This window comes from Flavobacterium facile (assembly GCF_036321945.1).
Classification (GTDB): Bacteria; Bacteroidota; Bacteroidia; order Flavobacteriales; family Flavobacteriaceae; genus Flavobacterium; species Flavobacterium facile.
Genome location: NZ_JAZAYT010000035.1, coordinates 286135 through 308538 on the forward strand (window position 1 = coordinate 286135; position 22404 = coordinate 308538).

The window sequence follows — 22404 nt, forward strand, 5'->3', positions numbered from 1 at the left end:
TTCTTACTATCTTTGCAATCTAAAATTAGTTTAAATAAGCATAGTCTTTAATTGAACTTTTTATAATTAAGTTTTATATAATACGATGAAATTAGATAGAAAAGAAATTCTTACCGCATTAGAAAGCATTTCAATTGCAGGTGAAGGAAAAAATATGGTAGAAAGTGGTGCGGTTCAAAACGTAGTAACTTTTGGTGATGAAATAGTGGTAGATGTTGTTTTAACGACTCCGGCTTTACATATAAAAAATCGCGCTGAAGCAGACATTAAAAAGGTAATTGCCGAAAAAATAAATGCAGATGCGAAAGTTAAAGTCAATATCAAGGTAGAAACTCCAACAAAAGAAGAAGCGAATACGATCAAAGGAAAACAAATTCCTGGAATTAGTAATATTATTGCTGTTTCTTCAGGAAAAGGTGGTGTGGGTAAATCTACCATTACAGCAAATTTAGCTGTTGCTTTATCTAAAATGGGTTTCAAAGTTGGAATTTTAGATGCCGATATTTACGGACCATCAATGCCAATTATGTTCGATGTAGAATCAGCAAAACCTATTTCAGTTGAAATTGACGGAAAATCTAAAATGCAACCTGTTCAAAGTTATGGTGTGGAGATTTTATCTATAGGATTTTTCACTAAACCAGACCAAGCCGTTATTTGGCGTGGACCAATGGCTTCAAAAGCGTTAAACCAAATGATTTTTGATGCGAATTGGGGAGAATTAGATTTCATGTTAATCGATTTACCTCCAGGAACTGGTGATATTCACTTGTCAATTATGCAATCGTTACCAATTACTGGTGCTGTTGTAGTAAGTACGCCGCAAGCTGTAGCTTTAGCAGATGCGAAAAAAGGAGTTTCAATGTTTATGTCAGATTCAATTCAAGTTCCAGTATTGGGAATTATAGAAAATATGGCGTATTTCACTCCAGAAGAACTTCCTGATAATAAATATTATATCTTTGGTAAAGAAGGTGCGAAAAATTTAGCAGAAGATTTAGAAGTGCTGTTTTTAGGTGAAGTTCCTTTAGTACAAAGTATTAGAGAAGCAGGTGATTACGGAAGACCAGCTGCTATGCAAACAGGTTCTATTTTAGAAACTATTTTTGAAGAATTAGCCAGAAGCGTTGTCGCTGAAACGGTAAAAAGAAATGAAAATTTACCAGCAACGGAAGCTATAAAAATCACAACAATGGCAGGATGTTCTGCTGTAAAAAAATAAATCAATTTACATAACTTGTTTCGAATTTCGGGATGCGTATTGACTAATTGAAAATAATAAAATTATGACAGAAATTGAAATAAACGAAAATATCGAGAAAGCCTTAGCAGAAATTAGACCTTTCTTAAATTCAGATGGTGGCGATATTGAATTGGTTGAAGTATTGGATGGAAAACACGTAAAAGTGCGTTTGCAAGGTGCTTGTACAAGTTGCAGTTTAAGTATCAGTACAATGAAAGCTGGTGTGGAAACTACGATTAAAAAATATGTTCCTCAAATTGAAACTGTAGAAAATGTAGCTTAATTTTTCTACCTGATAAATGTCATAAAAAAACACATTGCAAATTAATTTCTTTGTACTGTAGAATTAGAATAAATTCTCGTTTTATTACCTAATATAAACAAGAAACTTTGTGCCTTCGAGCCTTAGTAGCAAAAACAAAAAAAATGATTGAAACAGATATATTAATAATTGGAGCAGGTCCAACTGGGCTTTTTGCTGTTTTCGAAGCAGGATTATTACAATTAAAATGTCATATTATTGATGCACTTCCTCAACCAGGTGGGCAATTAGCAGAATTATATCCTAAAAAACCTATTTTTGATATTCCAGGTTATCCTGAAGTATTAGCAGGTGATTTAGTGACGAATTTAATGGAACAAATTAAGCAGTTTCAACCCGGTTTTACTTTAGCTGAAACGGCTGAAACCATTGAAAAACTTGAAGATGGTTCTTTTATTGTAACTACAAATAAAGGTACGAAACATAAAGCTAAAGCGATTGCTATTGCAGGTGGTTTAGGAACTTTCGAACCAAGAAAACCCATTTTAAAAGACATTGAATTTTATGAAAAAGAAGACAGAGGTGTCGATTATTTTGTAAAAGATCCAGAAAAATATCGCAACAAAAATATTGTAATTGCTGGTGGTGGTGATTCTGCATTAGATTGGAGTGTTTTCCTTTCGAATGTAGCTTCTTCAGTGACTTTAATTCATAGAAGAAACGAATTCCGTGGCGCTTTAGATTCTGTAGAAAAAGTACAAGAATTAAAATCAGCAGGAAAAATAAAATTAATTACTCCAGCTGAAGTCGTAGGTTTCAAAGGAACGGAAAGAATTGAATCTATAGATGTTGAAATGAACGGCGCACGCATGAATGTGCCAACCGATTATTTCATTCCACTTTTCGGACTAACTCCAAAATTAGGCGCTATTGCCAATTGGGGATTAGAAATTGAGAAAAATGCGATCAAAGTAAACAACGCTTTAGATTATCAAACCAATATTGACGGAATTTACGCCATTGGTGATGTGAATACTTATCCAGGAAAATTAAAGTTGATTTTATGTGGTTTCCACGAAGCGACTTTAATGTGTCAAAGTGTGTATAACAGAATCAACCCAGGAAAACGCTATGTGTTAAAATACACAACTGTTTCTGGAGTGGATGGTTTTGATGGAACAAGAAAAGAAGCAGAAAAAGCAGTTGTAAAATCTATAGATTAAATATAATTTTGTTTCAAGTTTCAGGCTTCAATTTAAGCGAACCTGAAACTTGAAACTTGAAACTTGAAACTAAAAATGCCACAAGACGTAACCATTTTTATTACCGACAGAAACGGTATAAAACACGAAGTTTTAGCGCCAACCGACATGAATATGAATGTGATGGAATTAATCCGTTCGTATGAATTAGCTGAAGAAGGAACTGTTGGTGTTTGCGGCGGAATGGCGATGTGCGCTTCTTGTCAATGTTATTTACTTAACGATGTTTTAAAAACAGAAAGAAATGACGACGAAGAAGCAATGCTAGCTGATGCATATCACGTAAAGGACAATAGCCGTTTAGGTTGCCAAATTCACATTTCTGAAGAGTTAGAAGGTTTGGAACTGGAAATTGCACCGGAACAATAGAATGTAACTATTTTGTAACTTTTTTATATTTTCCTCGTATAATAAAAGTAACAAAAAATAATAGATGCAAAATCCTACTAATTTACTAGGTTTACACGTATTACTTACCTTAAAAACAGCACACAATAGTAAACTTACTACTTGTGATTCTTTCATAACTTTTGTAAACTTACTTTTACAAGAGCATGATCTAGAATTAATAGGTCAAACTTCACATGTTTTCGAAAATAACAGCTTTACCATTGCTTTTTGTTTGAAAGAATCCCATATTTGTATTCATACTTGGCCAGAAATAAATCAATTAACTACTGATGTGTATTTGTGTAATTATTCTTGTGATAATACGCAGAAAGTTAGAGCTATTTCAAATCAAATTACGAATTATTTTGAAGCAACTATTGTGAAACAAACTGAAATTGAAAGGTAATGAGTGTTTGTACTTGCCCAAAATGTAGTCATACTACAGAGATAATCAATACAATTGATTTTAAGACTTTTGGTTGTTCAAATTGTGGACATGTTTTTACATTTCAAAATTCCAATTCTGAAAATTATTCTTTTTCTTCGTATAAGAATACTCAAAACATGTTATCAATTGGTCTTAAAGGGATTTTTGATAATGAAATGTTTGAAGTTGTTGCCGTAATTGTAAAAAATTTAGGTTGGTATACTTATTCGAGAGAATATACACTTCAATCTCAAAGCGGAAAATTTGTTTATTTATCAGAATGTAACGGGCATTGGATAAAACTAAAAGAAATTGAAGATTTAGATTTAAAACAGTTTAATAGAATAGATATTTATTACAATAATATCACCTATAAAAAATACGATGATAGTAAAACTGACATCATATATTTAGCAGGTTTTTATGATTTTCAAATAAAAACATCAAAAGTGTATGCCAGTGAATTTATTTGTCCTCCTTATATTTTGTCTATGGATGATTTTGGAGGCGATCATGTTTATCACGGAGAACATATCACCAAAAATGAAATAGAGAAAATATTTAAGGTTAATAATTTACCATCAAGAAGTAGTGTTGGAATTGTTCAGCCTTTTTATGTAGATTTCGTAGATACGGCAAAAATATTTGTTGCAACCATTATTATTATGTTGTTCATTTATATTTTATGGAGCCAATCTTCCACTCAAACGGTACTTTCAACAAGTTTAAATATAGATACTTATAAAAGCAAAGAATATGTTTCACCATCATTTGAATTTACTGGCGGCGCATCACCTTTAAAAATAGAAATTAATGCTCCAGTAAATAATTCATGGGCTTATACCGGTGTGAGTTTAGTAAATGAAAACACAAGTGAAGAGCAATTTGCTGAACAAGATATTGAATATTACCATGGTAATTCAGGCGGGGAAAGTTGGACAGAAGGAACAACTAATGAAAGTTTTTCTTTTTGTGGGGTAGAACCAGGAAAATACCATTTAGCATTTACTACATCAGCTGAAGAAAGATCCAATTATATTCCACCTGGAGCAACTTATGACCCAAATCAAACAATTACAACCGAAAGTGTAGATCCAAGTTTAGAAATGTCAATTAAAGCTACATTGGAAAAAACACCCTTTTGGAATGTTGGTTTTTGTATGCTAATTTTGGCTGGAGGAATTGTTCTTTTATTTGGACTAAAATACATCTTTGAAGTTTCAAGATGGAGCGATAGTAGTTATTCACCTTATAAATCAGAGGAAAGTTAATATGGATGCTGTTTTAAATTTTATTAAAAGGAATATATTCGGTTTTGCTATTGCAATTCCAGTTTTCGTACTATTTATATTTTTTACTTATAAAGGAAATAGAATTTGCGATTGTAAAGAAACAGAAAAAACACAAAGCGGCTCTTCTACCTATAGAGGCGGCGGCGTAAATAGATTTTATCACAAATAATAACATCAATATTTAATAATAATATAAACTGAAAAATATGTTAGTAAACGGATTAATTAACTCAATAGTGTTTTCATTAGTTGGAATCGTAATTTTATTAATTGGATATTTCATCATTGAAAAAGCGACACCAGAAAACACTTGGAAAGAAATTGTACAAAACAAAAACACCGCATTAGCTATCGTTTTTGGAGCATTAATTATAGGCATTTCTATGATCATTAGCGCCGCTATTCATGGGTAAAAAATTCTTAAAATTTGAATATTTACTTTTATTTGCCGTATTTATAATCGCAACTTGCGGACTTATTTACGAATTAATTGCAGGAACTTTAGCGAGTTATTTACTTGGCGATTCTGTCAAACAGTTTTCGTTTATTATTGGTGTGTACTTGTTCTCCATGGGTGTGGGTTCGTATTTTGCGAAATTCATCAAAAAGAATCAGCTAAACACTTTTATTGAAATAGAAATAATTGTCGGTTTAATCGGCGGTTTAAGTTCTGTCTTGCTATTTATCCTTTTCGAAAAAGTAGATTATTTTCAGGTTGTTTTATATCTTTTGGTTTTTATTACAGGCTGTTTAGTAGGTTTAGAAATTCCGCTTTTAATGAATATTCTGAAAGAAAAAGTAGAGTTCAGCGAATTAGTGTCCAATGTTTTTACGTTCGATTATATTGGCGCTTTATTAGCTTCGGTTTTATTTCCTTTAGTATTTATTCCTCAATTAGGTGTGATTAAAACCTCGTTGTTTTTTGGGATGATTAATATTTCTGTTGCGATATGCTTAACTTTTTTATTGCAAAAAGAAATCAAAAACAGCTTGCTACTGAAATTCAAATCCATCTTTTCATTTTTGCTTTTAGTAGTGGTTTTCTATTTTTCTAACGAAATTTTAAGCTTTTCTGAAGAAAAATTATACGGAGAAAATATTGTTTTTACCAACACAACACCGTATCAAAGAATCGTTTTAACGCACAATAAAAACGATTATAAACTCTATCTAAATAACAATCTCCAGTTTTCATCTGCCGACGAATACAGATATCACGAAGCTTTAGTGCATCCAGCAATGGAAAACGCTACTAATATTGAAAACGTATTGGTTTTAGGCGGTGGCGATGGTTTAGCATGTAGAGAAATTTTAAAATATCCAGCAGTTCAAACCATTACACTTGTAGATTTAGACGAAAAAATGACGCAAATGTTTAAAGAAAATACCATTCTTAAAACCTTTAATCACAATTCGTTTCTAAATAAAAAAGTCACGATTCACAACCAAGATGCTTTTCTTTGGGCCAAAACAACTACCAAAAAATATGATGTAATTATTATCGATTTTCCAGATCCTTCCAATTATAGTTTAGGGAAATTATATTCGCTTAATTTTTATAAAACGTTAGCGAAGTTAGCCAATCCAAACACGGTAATCGTAATCCAAACGACTTCGCCTTATTTTGCGCCTAAATCGTTTTGGTGCATCAATAAAACCGTTAAACAGGTGTTTCCAAATACAGATGCCTATCATGTTTATGTACCTTCTTTTGGTGAGTGGGGTTATACCATTGCGACATTAAATTCAAAAAACACTTTTGATAAAGTAAACAGAAAAGTAAATCATCTTAAATTCTACAACCATAATTATAAAAGTTTAAATCAATTCCCAGAGGATATGATGGCTAATAATTTAGAAATTAACCGATTAGATAACCAAATTTTAGTACGCTATTTTGATGAAGAATGGGGAAAACTCTAGTCAATTCTCAAGAAGAAACTTTGTAAAAAGTGTTGTTTTTGCAAGCATATTGGCTCAAATTCCAGGTATGTTGCATTCTTGTAAAAACACCTTAGCCGAAATTTTCTTAAAACTCACAGGAACAAATCATATTTTAGGCCACCGATTATGGCTTAAAAACTTTCCAAAACCAACTGAAATTATAGAAATTCCAATCCTAATTATAGGTGGTGGAATAACAGGTTTGTCTGCTGCAAGACAATTGGTTAAAAAAAATAAAACCAACTTTTTGTTATTAGAGTTAGAAAGTACTATTGGCGGAAATTCTAGTTTTGGTACCAATAAAGCCACTTCATTTCCTCACGGAGCACATTATTTACCATTACCGAATTTACATGATAAAGAATTAATTTCTTTTTTACACGAATCGAAAATTATAACGCATTTTGAAAAGGAAATGCCAATTTTCGATGAAACTCAACTGTGTTTTAAACCGCAAGAAAGACTTTTTATCAAAAATAATTGGCAAGAAGAATTAATCCCAAAATACGGAAATTCTGAAATAGCTAACGAAGAAATCAATCGCTTTTTTGAAATTACATCGCAACTAAAAGATGAAAAAGGTTTTGATGGATTGTATCATTTTGACATTCCGATTAATAAGATTTCTAAAGAAAAAAAATACCGTGATTTAGATACAATAACCATGAAAGATTGGTTGTCTAATAATAAATTCTCTTCTGAAGAACTTTTAGAATACGTAAATTATTGTTGTAAAGATGATTTCGGAATTGGTATAGATTTCGTTTCTGCTTGGGCTGGCTTATTCTATTTTACTGCCAGAAAACACGATACATCAACTACTGAAAATGTATTAACTTGGCCAGAAGGTAACGGAAGGTTAGCAAAACATTTAGCTAAATACGTTGAAAATAAAGTCAAAAAGAATCATTTAGTTTATGAAATTAAGCAAAACGATACATTAGTAGAAATACTTTGTTTTGATGCGAAAAACAATAAATCTGTGATGTATAATTGCGAAAAAGTGATTTGTTGTACGCCACAATATATTAACTCATATTTATTTAAAGACAGAAAAACAAGTGCTAAATTCCAATATGCGCCTTGGTTTACGGCAACTATAAGTTTAAAAAAAGAATCCGAATTGAACAATTCAGAATTGTATTGGGATAATGTAATTTATAAATCGAAAGGTTTGGGTTATATTTATAATCAGCATCAAACCATAAATCAAATTGTTGACAATAAATCGATTACGTATTATTATTCCTTTTCAAATTCGAACTTAAAAGAAGCTAGGAAAGAATTCTTAAAAATGAAAGAAGAAGAGATTAAAAACATCATTATTTCCGATTTAAGTATCGCACATCCCACAATTAAAGAAGAAATTGAAACTATTGAAATATATAAAATGGGTCATGGTATGATTAGTCCAACTCCAAATTTTATCTTTAGTGAAGAAAAAGAAATGGCTGCTAAAAATATAGAGGATAAAATATTTTTTGCTCACAGTGATTTATCAGGAATATCTGTTTTTGAAGAAGCTTTTCATCAAGGAATAGATGTTGTAAACCAAATTTTCAATGAAACAACCTTGGATTCATAAAGCCAAAACAGACGGAATTTTCATTTTAGCACCATCATTTATAGTGTTGCTTATTGTTTTTCTGTTTCATAAACAATTAATGACAATTGAAGAAAATTATTCATTTTATGTTTGGTTAGTTTTGATTGTTGGTATTGATGTGGCGCACGTTTACGCGACTTTATTTAAAACCTATTTCGTAAAAGATACCTTTAATCAAAGTAAAAAACTTTTGATTTCATTGCCAATAATCTGTTTTTTAATTGGATTGATTTTGTTTTCATTTGGTGCTTTGGTTTTCTGGTCTTTTTTAGCATACGTTGCTGTATTTCATTTTATCAGACAGCAATATGGTTTCATGCGATTGTATTCGAGAAACGAAGTCAAAACCAAGTTTCAAGTTTTTTTAGATAATCTAATTATTTATAATGCTACGGTTTTTCCCATGTTGTTTTGGTTTTTATCGAACAATAGAAAATTCAATTGGTTTGTTGAAAATGAGTTTTTTCTGTTCGAAAACACCAACATCATAACGTATTTTTACTATTTGTATTTTGCTATAATTGGAGTTTATGTTTTTAAAACGGCTTACCTTTTTCTAACTAAAAAAGATTTTAATATTCCGAAAAACGCCTTAATTATTGGAACCTATTTGTCGTGGTATTTCGGAATCGTTTTCTATAATAACGATTTAATATTCACTTTATTAAACGTAGTTTCACACGGCATACCTTATTTGGCTTTGATTTATTTTAAAGAAGTAAATGAAAGTAAAATTAGTTTTATGAAAGGGATTTCTTCATTCAATAAGATTGCCATTTTTCTTGTCTTCTTGTTGGGAATTGCTTTTGTAGAAGAGTTTTTTTGGGAGATTTTTGTATGGCAAGAAAACTTCACTTTTAATTTTGATGTTTCCGAAAACTGGCAACTCATTTTAGTGCCATTATTAACCGTTCCGCAGTTTACTCATTATTTACTTGATGGTTTTATTTGGAAAACTAAAAAGTAATTATTCGTAATCTCTCAACTTCTGTGGTGTTTCAATATATTCTTTTACAATTTGTAAAACGCCATCGTCATTGGTATCAATGAGCCATTTAATCAATGAAATTTTGCCGTTTTCAATTTCAATTCCGGTAATGTTTCTTGGGTGAACACAACTTCCATCGTTAAAGAAATTTAGTAAATTTTCACTTGGTTTTGGAAAATGTGGGCGATGCGTATGTCCAATTATAGTGATTTTGTTTCCGTTATTTGCAATCCATTTTTTGATTCTTCTTTCCACTTTCAACGATTCGATATAATTTTTAGCCGGACTAGTTGGATCTTTAATTCCCCAAACTTGAAGTGGTTTCCACAAAACTCTCACAAAAAAGCGATTGAATTTCCAACCTACATAATTCATAAAATCTGCTTGATGTCCGTGCGTTAAAAACAATTCCTGACCTGTATCAGCATTTTCTAAAACTATCGCTTCATTGAAGGTTAAATTAGGCATTAAAGGTAGGTTTTTCCCAGCAGTAGTGTCAAAATATTCTGAAAAGTGTTTTTTTACAACCTCTTGATTTCGATAAACCATATCGTGATTCCCGTAAATCATGTGAAGTTTCTTTTTTTCGTAGAACTTTTTTAAAAGCAAAAACACATTTTTATTCGCTTCAATAATATCTTTAAAAAATAAGTTTTCCCATAATTCATCGCCATCACCTAATTCGATATATTGAAAATCATTTTTGTAATACTGATTTAAAGCGTGCATATAAATGTTGCGATTATTAGCAAAATCATCTGCAAAACTTCCATCTCCACGATGGCAATCACTAAAAAAAATAAACTTATCCGAATCGGTAAATTTAATTCGGAGTGCATTTTTATAAGCTCTAGTTAATCGGGTTTGTGAAGACATGATAAGTTATTTCTAACAAATATAAGTAAAATAGTATTCGTTTTTTATTCTCTATAAACACAAAAGCCACTATTAAAGTGGCTTTGTTTATTTTTATTTGATAAAATTATTTCCCTGTGAAAACCGCTTTTCTTTTTTCTAAAAAAGCAGTTGTCCCTTCTTTAAAATCTTCTGTTCCAAAAGAAGCACCAAAGTTTTTAATTTCTGTTGCAAAACCATTTACGCCATCTTCAAAATTTGCATTGATAGCTTCAATCGCTTTAGCAATTGCTACACTCGAGTTGTTACTTATTTTTGTAGCAATTGATTTTGCTAAATCTAATAATTCTTCTTGTGGAACTACGTGATTTACTAATCCGTAACTTTTAGCCGTTTCTGCATCAATCATATTGGCTGTCATGATCAATTCCATAGCTCTTCCTTTTCCGATCAATTGTGCCAAACGTTGTGTGCCGCCATAACCTGGAATTACGCCTAAAGTAACTTCTGGTAAACCCATTTTAGCATTCGTAGAAGCAATTCTGAAATGACAACTCATGGCTAATTCTAATCCACCACCTAAAGCAAAACCATTTACAGCTGCAATGACTGGTGTTTGTAAATTTTGTACAAAATCAAACAATAATTCTTGACCTTTGGCAGCTAATTGTTCTCCTTCTGATACAGAAAAATGAGCAAATTCAGAAATATCGGCTCCAGCAACAAATGCTTTTTCACCACTTCCTGTTAAAATAATAACTTTTGTATTGGTGTCTTGATTTAATTCGTTAAAAGCAGCATGTAATTCTTCAATTGTAGCTATGTTTAAAGCGTTTAATTTGGTTGGTCTGTTAATCGTAACAATCGCTAAATTGTCTTGTTTTTCAATTAAAATATTTTCCATTTTTTAGTTTTTTATTGGTAATGTGACAGTGAATGTTGTTCCTTTTCCTTCTTTGGTGACAAAAGTAATGGTTCCTTTATAATTTTCAATAATATTTTTAATTATGGCTAAGCCTAATCCCATTCCAGAATTTTTTGTAGTAAATTTAGGTTCGAAAATATAAGCTGCATTTTCTGTTGAAATCCCAATTCCGTTATCACAAACTTTTAAAACAAATTGAGTGTCAGTTTTTGAAAGATCTACAGTAACAGATTTTTCTTCTTGATTTTCTGGAATTGCTTGAATCGCATTTTTAACTAAATTCGTAACAACTCGTGTCAGTTGAGCTCGGTCAAAAAGTGTAAAAATTTCTTTTTCTGTGGTTTGAAAACGAACATAGTCTTCATCAAATATTTCCAAAGCCATTTTACTTATTTGAACAATATTTACCAGTTCGTTTTGTTGTCCTGGCATGTTGGCGAAATTCGAAAAAGCACTTGCCACCGTTGTCATCGTATCAATTTGATGAATTAATGTTTCCGAATAATCGTTTAATTTCTGATTGATATTTGGATCGTTGACATCAAATTTTCTTTGAAAACTCTGAATGGTCAATCGCATAGGTGTTAACGGATTTTTAATTTCGTGTGCGACTTGTTTGGCCATTTCGCGCCAAGCGTGTTCCCGTTCACTTTGGGCTAGTTTTTGTACGCTTTCTTCTAACGTATCCACCATGTTGTTGTACGATAAAATTAGCCCGTTAATTTCTTGATTTCCGGGTTGAAGCGTAAGTTTTTGGTTACGTTCATTTAATTGTGTGACTTCTAATTTTTCCGAAATTTGAGAAATAGATTTCGTAATATTACTTGACAATAAATAAGAAAGTAATATCGAAATGATAAACATGATAATATATACTTGCGCATATCGGGTTAAGAAATTACGAGCTTCTTCATTATAAAAATCGCTGTTTTCTTCATATGGAATGTTTAATATCGTTAAGTTTTTAAACTTAATATCTTTAATGTAACTGAATGACGATTTTAAATACGTGTCGTTTTCTTTAGATTTAGTAATTACGATTCTTTTCTCAGAAGAATTTCTTAAATCATTGAGAATTTTTGCTTCTATATTTGGTATTTTTTTATCAATTTTAAATGCCGATTTTGAAGATAAAAGTAATTTACCATTTAAATCGAAAAAATTAATTTCTAAACTATGAATGTCAGATAATTCGTGAATTCTATCTTTAAAAATATAGCGAACATTTTTTGTTAAAAGCGGATAACTTGTAGTTTTTAAAATGTATTCAATGTGTTCTTTTATGGCGCTTTCTTTACGAGATAAGCGTTCTTCATGATATTCTTTAGCTTCGTATCGGAAGTGAATTAAAGACACTATCGAAATTAAAATAGTTGAGAATGTCGTTAAAAACAACATCGACAAAAAGATTCTTCGTCTTAACGATAGCGTATGTATTTTGAAAAATTTATTCACCTTTTTTTTCTCTAATTCTTTTGTAGAATTTAAATCCAAGCATTATTATTACAGAAAATAATACAATTCCAACTACACCATAAATCCAATTGATGGCATTTTTTAAAATGACTAAAAAAACTACGGCAAACAAAATTATTGTCGCACCTTCGTTCCATAAACGCATAAAGTTAGACGTGTAGTTGATTTTGTCATTTTGTAATTCTTTATAAATACTATGACATTTAAAATGATAAATAAACAATAAAACCACAAAACCTAATTTCACTTGCATCCAAGGCATTTCTAAAAAAGCGGGATTTAAATGTAACAAACAAAGCGCAAAAACTGTTGCTAAAACTGCACTTGGCCAAGTAATAATATACCACAAACGATAGGTCATTATTTTATATTGCTTTTGCAAAATTTCTTTTTCTGGTGAAGGCATTTCATTCGCTTCAATTTGATACACAAACAAGCGAACAATGTAAAATAAACCTGCAAACCAAGTGATTACAAAGATTAAATGTAAGGACTTTAGATAATTGTAATATTCCATTAATATAGTTTCAAGTTTCAGGTTTCAAGTTAACTAAACAAACTTTAAACCTGAAACAAATTTAATTATTTTTAAATTCTTCAATCCATTTCGCCACTACACCACACCATTCGTCTTCGTCATTCATACAAGGAATCGCTAAAAATTCTTCACCACCGTGATGTATAAATTGTTCGTTGGCTTCCATGGCAATTTCCTCTAACGTTTCTAAGCAATCTGCAACGAAAGCTGGAGTAACAACCGCCAATTTCTTAATTCCTTTTTCAGGCATTTTGTTAATTTCAACATCTGTATAAGGTGTTAGCCATTTGTCTCCCGCTAAACGCGATTGAAAAGTTTGGCTGTATTTTCCTTCTGGAATGCCTAATAATTTCACCACTTGTTTCGTCGTTTCATAACATTGGTGACGGTAGCAAAATTCGTGCGCTGGCGAAGGTGTATTACAACAAGAACCATCAATTTTACAATGAGATTTAGTTATATCTGTTTTACGAATATGACGTTTTGGGATGCCGTGGTACGAAAACAATAAATGATCGTATTCAAAACTTTCTAAATGTTTTTTTATAGAATTTGATAAAGCTTCAATATAACCTGGTTTGTTGTAAAAAGCAGGAACATTCGTAAATTTCATGTTTGGAAAATGCTTGGCGCGAAGTTCTTCAGCTAAAACTAAAATTGTTGTAGTAGAAGCCATAGCATGTTGCGGATATAAAGGAAAAAGCATGACTTCAGTTACACCTTTGTCGTGTAATTCTTGTAAGCCTTTTAAAATTGTCATTGTCCCATATCGCATGGATAAAGCTACAGGAATATCAACTAGACCTTTTACTTTTTCGTGCATTCTTTTTGATAATACAATTAAAGGCGAACCTTCACTTGTCCAAATTCTTGCATAGGCTTCTGCAGATTTTTTAGGTCTGGTTTGTAAAATAATTCCTCTCACTAATAAAGCACGTAATAAAAACGGAACGTCTATTACGTATTTATCCATTAAAAATTCATCTAAATACGGCTTAACGTCTTTTGCTGTTGGACTTTCTGGTGATCCAAGATTGACTAATAAAACTCCTTTCATAATATGTTTTTATGCTTTTATAAATTAACGTTTAAATTCAATAAGTATTTTTTTGGTGTAGTACCAAATTTCTTTTTAAAGGCTGCAATAAAATGGCTCGATGTGCTGTAGCCGATTTTTAAACCTACTTCATTCACATTGTATGAACCAGATTCTAATAGTTTTCGAGCAAATTCCATTTTATAATCGAATAGAAAATTAAAAACAGTATCGCCATAAATTTCTTTAAATCCTGCCTTTAGTTTTTTCATCGAAATACCAACTTCATCAGCTAATTCTTGTAAACCAGGTGGTTCAGCCATGTTTTTGATGATAATTTCTTTGGCTTTTTTAATTTTTAAGACATTTTCTTCGTCAGATAAAAATGGACAATGTTCTGCGTTTGGATCTTCATTCGTATTGAAAAACAAACTTAATAATTCGTAACTTTTACCTTTTAAATACAAAGTTTTTATAGACGAATTCTGGTTGTAATGAAATATCTGATTCAATACAATTGCCATTGATGGACTAATGCTTTCTTCGGTATAATATTTTTTCTCTAAATTGTCTTTACTTAAAAACGGAATCATTTCCGTATCTGAAGAAAACAAAGTGTGAAATTTTTTAATTGAAATTAATATAGAAATAATCCAACTTTTCGGAGCAACTTCTAAATGAAGTGGCAATTCTTTTTGCGGATTGTATAATAAAAGTGCTTTTTCTTCATTTAAATCTAAAGTATACGAATTGTTGTTGAAGATAAATTTCCCTTTACCTTTTACATTAAAATGAAACTGAATTAAACCGCTACCTACTTGTTTTTCAAGTGTTTCGGTGTTCTCAGAATCATTTTGAAAACGGAGTAAGGTGAAATCATCGTCAATTTTTATTTCTTCAAATGAACTCATAGCGTTATTTTTTTATGAAATGTTTAATCAAAAACAGCTTTCTTATTTATAATAATTCTAAACAAACAACTTGTATGGTGTTGGATTTGTTGCAAAGTTACTAGTTTATAGCAAAATAATTGCAATTTAATCAAAAAAAACTAATTACGATATAAAAAGTACTTTTAGCGTTGTTTTTATAAACTTGGAAACAATAATTTTGTGCATCTTTAAGAGATAACCCAATTTATGGACAATCATTCACCTGCAAAACAAAATACTTTCTACGCGATCGGTTTGAGCTACAAAAAAGCTGATGCCGAAATTAGAGGTAAGTTTAGTTTAGACGACAAAGCAAAAGCCAATTTATTGGAACAAGCCAAAACGAATGGTGTGGAAAGCTTATTAGTTACTTCTACGTGTAACCGCACCGAAATTTACGGTTTTGCACAACATCCTTTTCAATTGATTCATTTGCTTTGTGAAAACAGCTTAGGAACCGTTGAAGAATTTCAAAAATTCGCTTACGTTTACAAACAAAAAGAAGCTTTAAATCATATGTTTCGTGTTGGAACAGGTTTAGATAGCCAGATTTTAGGCGATTTTGAAATAATAGCCCAATTGAAAAATGCTTTTGTAGAAAGTAAAAAACTAAATTTAGCCAATGCTTATTTAGAGCGTTTGGTGAATTCAGTAATTCAGGCAAGTAAAAAAGTTAAAAACGAAACCGAAATTTCAAGCGGAGCAACATCTGTTTCTTTCGCGGCGGTTCAATATATTTTTAAGAATGTAGAAGACATTTCTAACAAAAACATATTGCTTTTCGGAACAGGAAAAATTGGAAGAAATACGTGTGAAAATCTAGTCAAACATTCGAAACACGATCAAATTACATTAATCAACAGAACAAAAGATAAGGCGGAGAAATTAGCCAAAAAATTAAATCTTATTGTTAAGGATTATTCTGATTTGCAAATCGAATTACAAAAAGCAGATGTAGTGGTAGTTGCAACTGGTGCTCAAAATCCAACTATCGATTTAGATATTTTAAATTTAAAGAAACCGTTGTTGATTTTAGATTTATCTATTCCGAAAAATGTAAACGAAAACGTAAAACAAAACCCATTTGTAACTTTAATTCACATGGATCATTTGTCGCAAATGACGGATGAAACTTTAGAAAACAGAAAACAACATATTCCCGCTGCCGAAAATATCATTACAGAAATTCTAACTGAATTTTTAACTTGGTCTAAAGGCAGAAAATACGCACCAACTATTCATGCTTTAAAAGCGAAATTAAACGCGATTAAAGAATCGGAAATCAATCACTTGAAAAAGAAAAACGCCGATTTTAATGAAGAATATGCTGAAATTATAACAGCTAAATTAATTCAAAAAATAACCAGCCATTTTGCCAATCATTTAAAAGATGATAATACCGTTGTGGAAGAAAGTGTGGAATGGATTAACAAGGTTTTTCAAATTGAAAATGTAAACCATTAAGAAATTAAGGTTTTATAACATAAAAATGAAGCAAAAAACAATACGAATAGGAACTCGCGATAGCGAATTAGCACTTTGGCAAGCCAAAACAGTTGAAAAACAACTGAACGATTTAGGTTATAAAACTGAAATTACTGCCGTAAAATCGGAAGGCGATATTGTTTTAGATAAACCTCTATACGAATTAGGAATCACAGGAATTTTCACGAAAACACTAGATATTGCGATGATTCAAGGCAAAATTGATATTGCTGTGCATTCTATGAAAGATGTACCAACTCAATTGCCAAACGGAATTATTCAAGGTGCAGTTTTAGAAAGAGCATCCACGTTAGATATTTTAGTTCATAAAGGAAATTTAGATTTCTTAACTCAAGAAAATAGCACAATTGCCAGCAGTAGTTTACGAAGAAAAGCAAGCTGGTTACACAAATACCCAACGCATGCTGTAGAAGATATTCGCGGAAACGTAAATACACGTTTGCAAAAAGTAGCCGATTCTAATTGGAGTGGCGCCATTTTTGCCGAAGCCGGTTTAGAACGTATCAACGTAAAACCTGCCACTTTTATTCCATTAGATTGGATGATTCCTGCACCAGCTCAAGGTGCGATGTTAGTGGTTTGTAATGCAGAAGATTTATTTTCTTTAGAAGCGGTTTCGCAATTAAATCATATTGAAACAGAAATTTGTACCTACATTGAACGTCAGTTTTTAAGAACGTTAGAAGGTGGTTGTACCGCACCAATTGGAGCACTTGCCATTTATAATGAGAAAGAAGATGTTATTGATTTTACAGGTGTGTTATTTTCAATTGATGGAAAACAAAAACTTGAAGTCAAAAAAACAGTAGAAGTTTCCGAATGGAAAAAATTAGGATTCCATTGTGCGCAAGAAATTTTAGCCAATGGCGGAACATCAGTAATGACTGAAATTAAAGAAAAATTAAAAAAATAATGTCTGATAAAACTACAATACTTTCAACCAAAACACTTTCAACAATCCAAAAACAAGTATTGTTAGATGCAGCTATTCAAGTTGTGGAAGCCGATTTCATTAAAACAGAAAACGCTTCTTTCGAAATCAAAAACCTGAACAAAAATTTGATTTTTACGAGTCAAAATGCGGTTTTAAGTATTTTACAACATCCAACAATTGAAGATTTAAAACAAAAAACAGTTTTTTGTGTCGGATTAAAAACGAAAGAATTACTTAACGAAAACGGTTTTACAGTAGAAGCCTATACAGGTTACGCGGAAGATTTAGCCGAAATTATTACGTTAGTGTATTCAGATGAAAGTTTTACTTTTTTTAGCGGAAATCTTCGAAGAGATACCTTGCCAGAAATGTTGTCTGAAAACGAAATCACTTTTAACGAAATTAAAGTGTACGATACGACGTTAACACCGCATAAAATCTCAGATAAAGTAGACGGAATTCTGTTTTTCAGTCCATCAGCCGTAACGAGTTATTTGAAAAAGAACACGCTTGCCAACGAAAAATTATTTTGCATCGGAAATACAACTGCTGATGCTTTAAGAGCGGTGTTGTCTGAAACTAAAATTAAAAACATTAAAACCGCGTACCAACCAAGTGTTGAAAACGTTATTGAACAAGTTATAGAATATTATAATAATTAAACTTAGTGCCTTTGCGCCTTTGTGGCAAAATTAAAAAAAATGATAAAAAACGATTTATTCCTACGTGCCTTAAATAACGAATCTGTTGAACGTCCACCAGTTTGGATGATGCGTCAAGCCGGAAGATATTTACCAGAATTTAGAGCGTTACGCGACAAATATGATTTCTTCACACGTTGTGAAACACCAGAATTAGCAGCAGAAATTACAGTTCAACCAATTAGAATTGTAAAACCAGATGCAGCTATTTTGTTTTCAGATATTTTGGTTGTGCCACGTGCGATGGGAATTCACGTAGAATTAAAAGACAATTTAGGACCAATTATTCCAAATCCAATCCGTACTTCGCAAGATGTTGAAAAAGTTTTCGTTCCAGATGTGAATGAAACTTTAGGTTATGTTTTTGATGCGATTAAATTAACCAAACAAATGTTGAACGATGAGGTGCCATTAATTGGTTTCGCAGGTTCACCTTGGACGATTTTCTGTTACGCTGTAGAAGGAAAAGGCTCTAAAAGTTTCGATACAGCGAAAGGATTTTGTTTTTCGAATCCAGTAGCAGCACACGTTTTATTACAAAAAATTACAGATACGACTATCTTATACTTAAAAGAAAAAGTAAAAGCAGGTTGTAACGCCATTCAAATTTTCGATTCTTGGGGAGGAATGTTGTCTCCAGTAGATTATCAAGAATTCTCATTTCAATATATCAACCAAATTACCGAAGCTTTAGCAGAAATGACTCCAGTTATTATTTTTGGAAAAGGATGTTGGTTTGCATTAGGAGATATGGCAAAAACAAAAGCTTCAGCTTTAGGAGTTGATTGGACGTGTTCGCCAAGAAACGCCCGTTATTTATCAGGTGGAAAAATTACGTTACAAGGAAATTTCGACCCATCAAGATTATTATCGCCGATTCCAACCATCAAAAAAATGGTACATGAAATGATCGACGAATTCGGAAAAGACAATTATATCGTTAACTTAGGTCACGGTATTTTACCAAATATTCCTGTGGATCACGCGAAAGCATTTGTGGAAGCGGTTAAGGAATACGGTCAGTAATATTTTTAGTTATTGCTAAATAGTTTAAAACAATTTATTATGAAAAAAATTATTTCAGCATTATTAATATTTGTATCAGTAATTTCATATTCTCAGATTGATGTAATAAAAAAGTATGATGAGTTTGATAAAACATCAGAAATTGAAATTAAAAACATTATTATTTACGAAGATAAAAATGATAATCTACAATTAGATTTAAGTAAATTTTGCATTTACAGCGAAATTAATAATAATGTAACGTGTTCAAATTATACTTTAAATATTAAAAGCAAAAAAAAAGAAATTAGTTCTACTGAACCTATAACGTCATATATAAATTTTTTATTTGATGATAAAACCACAATAAAATTATATTATGATGGGCCGTTTTTGATAGAAGCAATAGATTTAAGTTTTAATTTGTCTGAAAAAGAATTTATTGAAATTTCAAGTAAAAAAATTGAAAAAATTAGAATTCATACTGATAAAAATAATGATTATGAAATAAAAACTGAAAGTGCTTTAAAAATAAGAGAAGCAATTCAGGAATTATTAAATGCAAAATAGTTTAAGAACTTTTGATTTTTTACAATGAAAAATAAATTCTACTCATACATACAAAACCTTCAAGACCAAATTGTTGCTGGACTAGAAGCAGTTGAAGGAAAAGCCAAATTTCGCGAAGACATTTGGGAACGACCAGAAGGCGGCGGCGGAAGAACACGCGTAATTGAAAATGGAAACGTTTTTGAAAAAGGCGGTGTAAATATTTCGGCAGTTCATGGTAAATTACCTGAAGCTATGCAGAAAATGTTTAATGTTGGTGAAGCTGATTTCTTTGCTTGTGGATTGAGTTTAGTCATTCATCCAAAAAACCCAATGGTTCCAACGGTTCACGCGAATTGGCGCTATTTTGAAATGTACGACGATAATGGAAAAGTAATCAACAGCTGGTTTGGTGGCGGACAAGATTTAACTCCGTATTATTTGTTTGAAGAAGACGGAAAACATTTTCATCAAACGTGTAAAACGGCTTGCGACAAACACAATCCAGAATTCTATCCAAAATATAAAAAACAATGTGACGCCTATTTTTGGAATGCTCACAGAAACGAAGCGCGAGGTTTAGGCGGTTTATTTTTCGATTATTGTAAAGAAACGGATGACATGAAAATGGAAGATTGGTTCAATTTCGTAACAGAAGTTGGAAATTCTTTCATACAAGCCTATGTTCCAATTGTAGAAAAAAGAAAAGACTTACCTTTTACATCAGAACAAAGAACTTGGCAAGAAATTCGCCGTGGACGTTATGTAGAATTCAATTTGGTTCATGATAAAGGCACGCTTTTCGGACTAAAAACCAACGGAAGAATAGAAAGTATTTTGATGAGTTTACCACCACATGTGCAATGGGTATACGACCATCATCCAGAAAAAGATACCGAAGAAGAAAAATTGATACAAGTTTTAGAAAATCCAATAGATTGGATATAAAATCCAATAATTATGAAAAAAGCAATAATTATAGTTTTAGGAACTGGTTTGTTTTCTTGTAACTCACAAAAAGGAATACAAACAGACTACGAAGTAAACAAAAATGAAACATTCGAAGTGATTTTAAATTCTAATCCGACTACAGGATATTCTTGGAAATGGGTAAAAAATCAATCTTCAAAACTGGTTGACTCTGTAAGTACAACTTATACCCAAGATAAAGCCGAATCTGGCATGGTTGGTGTTGGTGGAAAAGAAATTTGGAAATTCAAAGGAAAAGAATCTGGTGTTGATACTTTAGTTTTTGAATACGCTCGTTCTTGGGAGAAAAATGCTGCTGCTGAAACAAAAAAAGTAGTGGTAAGAGTAAAGTAAAATTCTAAATCAACAAACAAAAAATTTAGATACAGTAAACTCCGGCGGAGTTAAACATTTATAGAGAAAAGTTAATTAAAGTTTTAGAAAACCCGATAGATTGGATGGTGTGCTAAGATCACAAATCCCACATCGTAAATCGTAAATAAAAAAATTATGTTTCCATTACAAAGAGGACGTCGTTTAAGAGTAAACGAATCCATAAGAAGTTTAGTTCGTGAAACCACATTAAGTCCAAGTGATTTTATGTTTCCGATGTTTATAACGGAAGGTGAAAATGTACAAGTAGAAATTCCTTCTATGGTGGGTATTTACCGTCGTTCGATTGATTTAACAGTAGAAGAAGTTAAAGAAATTTTCGCATTAGGCATTCGTGCGGTAAACATTTATGTAAAAGTAGATGAATCCTTAAAAGATAATACCGGAAAAGAGGCTTGGAATCCTGATGGATTAATGCAACGTGCCATCAAAGCCATCAAATCGGCTTGTCCTGAAATGATTGTGATGCCAGATGTAGCATTAGATCCGTATTCAATTTATGGTCATGATGGAATTATTGAAAAAGGTGATATTGCTAACGATGCGACAAATGCAGCTTTAGTAAAAATGGCCGTTTCTCACGCACAAGCGGGTGCCGATTTTGTAGCGCCAAGTGACATGATGGACGGAAGAGTTTTAAGACTGCGCGAAGGTTTAGATGCAGCAGGATTTCATAATGTTGGAATTATGAGTTATTCTGCGAAATACGCATCCGCTTTTTATGGTCCGTTTAGAGATGCATTAGATAGTGCGCCAGTTGATAATATCGAAATTCCAAAAGATAAAAAAACGTATCAAATGGATTATGCCAATCGTATCGAAGCGATAAAAGAAGCTTTAATGGATGTAGAAGAAGGTGCCGATATGGTGATGGTTAAACCAGGAATTGCCTATTTAGATATTGTTCGTGAAGTGAAAAATGCGGTTAATGTTCCTGTAACGGTTTTTCATGTTTCTGGAGAATATGCTATGATTAAAGCCGCTTCAGAAAGAGGTTGGTTAGATCATGATAAAATTATGATGGAACAATTAATGTGTATCAAAAGAGCAGGTGCGAGTTTAATTTCGACATATTTTGCTAAAGAAGCTGCGATTTTATTAAATAAATAATGAAGTGATATTTGTCATTTTTATTCTTGAAATAAAGTAATAGATTTGACAATCAAAATAA

General features: G+C 31.7%; 24 protein-coding genes. 18 read left to right on the plus strand and 6 right to left on the minus strand.

Going from position 1 to position 22404, the window contains the following annotated elements; genetic code table 11:
• Positions 1-85: 85 nt before the first annotated feature.
• The 10 genes from UEQ13_RS13815 (at position 86) to UEQ13_RS13860 (ending at position 9393) form a co-directional block, all read left to right on the plus strand.
• Positions 86-1222, plus strand: a complete 1137-nt coding sequence (locus UEQ13_RS13815) for an Mrp/NBP35 family ATP-binding protein (protein WP_329806916.1) — start codon at positions 86-88, stop codon at positions 1220-1222.
• Between the two features lie 64 nt (positions 1223-1286).
• Positions 1287-1526, plus strand: coding sequence for a NifU family protein (locus UEQ13_RS13820; protein ID WP_329806917.1), 240 nt, complete (start codon positions 1287-1289; stop codon positions 1524-1526).
• Between the two features lie 143 nt (positions 1527-1669).
• Positions 1670-2728: an NAD(P)/FAD-dependent oxidoreductase gene (locus tag UEQ13_RS13825; RefSeq protein WP_166129629.1), complete on the plus strand. Its 1059-nt coding sequence runs from the start codon at positions 1670-1672 to the stop codon at positions 2726-2728.
• A 75-nt stretch (positions 2729-2803) separates the two neighbouring features.
• A complete protein-coding gene (locus UEQ13_RS13830; RefSeq protein WP_329806918.1) occupies positions 2804-3136 on the plus strand; it encodes a 2Fe-2S iron-sulfur cluster-binding family protein in 333 nt (110 codons plus the stop codon).
• Between the two features lie 64 nt (positions 3137-3200).
• Positions 3201-3563: an S-adenosylmethionine decarboxylase family protein gene (locus tag UEQ13_RS13835; RefSeq protein WP_329806919.1), complete on the plus strand. Its 363-nt coding sequence runs from the start codon at positions 3201-3203 to the stop codon at positions 3561-3563.
• Positions 3563-4855, plus strand: a complete 1293-nt coding sequence (locus UEQ13_RS13840; RefSeq protein WP_329806920.1) for a hypothetical protein — start codon at positions 3563-3565, stop codon at positions 4853-4855. The genes UEQ13_RS13835 and UEQ13_RS13840 overlap by 1 nt, the downstream gene beginning before the upstream one ends.
• 227 nt (positions 4856-5082) lie before the next feature.
• Positions 5083-5289: a DUF350 domain-containing protein gene (locus tag UEQ13_RS13845; RefSeq protein ID WP_166129644.1), complete on the plus strand. Its 207-nt coding sequence runs from the start codon at positions 5083-5085 to the stop codon at positions 5287-5289.
• Entirely contained in the window at positions 5282-6799 is a 1518-nt protein-coding gene (locus UEQ13_RS13850; protein ID WP_329806921.1) for a polyamine aminopropyltransferase, read from the plus strand. Before UEQ13_RS13845 ends, UEQ13_RS13850 begins: the two co-directional genes overlap by 8 nt.
• Positions 6777-8405, plus strand: a complete 1629-nt coding sequence (locus UEQ13_RS13855; protein WP_329806922.1) for an FAD-dependent oxidoreductase — start codon at positions 6777-6779, stop codon at positions 8403-8405. Before UEQ13_RS13850 ends, UEQ13_RS13855 begins: the two co-directional genes overlap by 23 nt.
• Entirely contained in the window at positions 8383-9393 is a 1011-nt protein-coding gene (locus UEQ13_RS13860; RefSeq protein WP_329806923.1) for a hypothetical protein, read from the plus strand. The genes UEQ13_RS13855 and UEQ13_RS13860 overlap by 23 nt, the downstream gene beginning before the upstream one ends.
• On the opposite strand, the gene UEQ13_RS13865 is transcribed toward UEQ13_RS13860, so the two are convergent.
• The 6 genes from UEQ13_RS13865 to UEQ13_RS13890 form a co-directional block, all read right to left on the minus strand.
• On the minus strand, positions 9394-10290 hold the full coding sequence (locus UEQ13_RS13865; RefSeq protein WP_329806924.1) for a metallophosphoesterase: 897 nt from the start codon (positions 10288-10290) through the stop codon (positions 9394-9396). It lies immediately after the preceding gene.
• A 106-nt stretch (positions 10291-10396) separates the two neighbouring features.
• Positions 10397-11173, minus strand: coding sequence for an enoyl-CoA hydratase/isomerase family protein (locus tag UEQ13_RS13870; RefSeq protein WP_329806925.1), 777 nt, complete (start codon positions 11171-11173; stop codon positions 10397-10399).
• A 3-nt stretch (positions 11174-11176) separates the two neighbouring features.
• Positions 11177-12592 (minus strand): sensor histidine kinase, encoded by a 1416-nt coding sequence (locus UEQ13_RS13875; RefSeq protein WP_329807245.1) that lies wholly within the window; start codon positions 12590-12592, stop codon positions 11177-11179.
• Between the two features lie 49 nt (positions 12593-12641).
• The gene (locus UEQ13_RS13880; RefSeq protein ID WP_329806926.1) at positions 12642-13187 is read right to left on the minus strand and encodes a CopD family protein; all 546 of its coding nucleotides are present in this window, start codon (positions 13185-13187) and stop codon (positions 12642-12644) included.
• Between the two features lie 61 nt (positions 13188-13248).
• On the minus strand, positions 13249-14265 hold the full coding sequence (gene hemH / locus UEQ13_RS13885; protein WP_329806927.1) for a ferrochelatase: 1017 nt from the start codon (positions 14263-14265) through the stop codon (positions 13249-13251).
• Positions 14266-14282: 17 nt separating this feature from the next.
• Positions 14283-15155, minus strand: coding sequence for a helix-turn-helix transcriptional regulator (locus UEQ13_RS13890; RefSeq protein ID WP_166129448.1), 873 nt, complete (start codon positions 15153-15155; stop codon positions 14283-14285).
• 228 nt (positions 15156-15383) lie between these two features.
• On the opposite strand from UEQ13_RS13890, the gene hemA reads away from it, so the two are divergent.
• The 8 genes from hemA to hemB all read left to right on the plus strand — a co-directional run bounded on the left by hemA (position 15384) and on the right by hemB (position 22343).
• Complete coding sequence (gene hemA, locus UEQ13_RS13895; protein WP_329806928.1) at positions 15384-16640, plus strand: glutamyl-tRNA reductase; 1257 nt, start codon at positions 15384-15386, stop codon at positions 16638-16640.
• Positions 16641-16665: 25 nt separating this feature from the next.
• Positions 16666-17595 carry a hydroxymethylbilane synthase gene (hemC, locus tag UEQ13_RS13900; protein ID WP_329806929.1) on the plus strand — a complete coding sequence of 310 codons (930 nt, stop codon included), beginning with the start codon at positions 16666-16668 and terminating at the stop codon, positions 17593-17595.
• Positions 17595-18278 carry a uroporphyrinogen-III synthase gene (locus UEQ13_RS13905; RefSeq protein WP_329806930.1) on the plus strand — a complete coding sequence of 228 codons (684 nt, stop codon included), beginning with the start codon at positions 17595-17597 and terminating at the stop codon, positions 18276-18278. The genes hemC and UEQ13_RS13905 overlap by 1 nt, the downstream gene beginning before the upstream one ends.
• A 39-nt stretch (positions 18279-18317) precedes the next feature.
• Positions 18318-19343, plus strand: a complete 1026-nt coding sequence (gene hemE, locus UEQ13_RS13910) for a uroporphyrinogen decarboxylase (protein WP_329806931.1) — start codon at positions 18318-18320, stop codon at positions 19341-19343.
• A 39-nt stretch (positions 19344-19382) separates the two neighbouring features.
• Complete coding sequence (locus UEQ13_RS13915) at positions 19383-19892, plus strand: hypothetical protein (protein ID WP_329806932.1); 510 nt, start codon at positions 19383-19385, stop codon at positions 19890-19892.
• Between the two features lie 24 nt (positions 19893-19916).
• Complete coding sequence (gene hemF / locus UEQ13_RS13920) at positions 19917-20819, plus strand: oxygen-dependent coproporphyrinogen oxidase (RefSeq protein WP_329806933.1); 903 nt, start codon at positions 19917-19919, stop codon at positions 20817-20819.
• A gap of 12 nt (positions 20820-20831) precedes the next feature.
• Positions 20832-21194 carry a protease inhibitor I42 family protein gene (locus tag UEQ13_RS13925; protein WP_329806934.1) on the plus strand — a complete coding sequence of 121 codons (363 nt, stop codon included), beginning with the start codon at positions 20832-20834 and terminating at the stop codon, positions 21192-21194.
• Positions 21195-21350: 156 nt separating this feature from the next.
• Positions 21351-22343 carry a porphobilinogen synthase gene (gene hemB / locus UEQ13_RS13930; RefSeq protein ID WP_329806935.1) on the plus strand — a complete coding sequence of 331 codons (993 nt, stop codon included), beginning with the start codon at positions 21351-21353 and terminating at the stop codon, positions 22341-22343.
• The last annotated feature ends 61 nt before the right edge of the window (positions 22344-22404 follow it).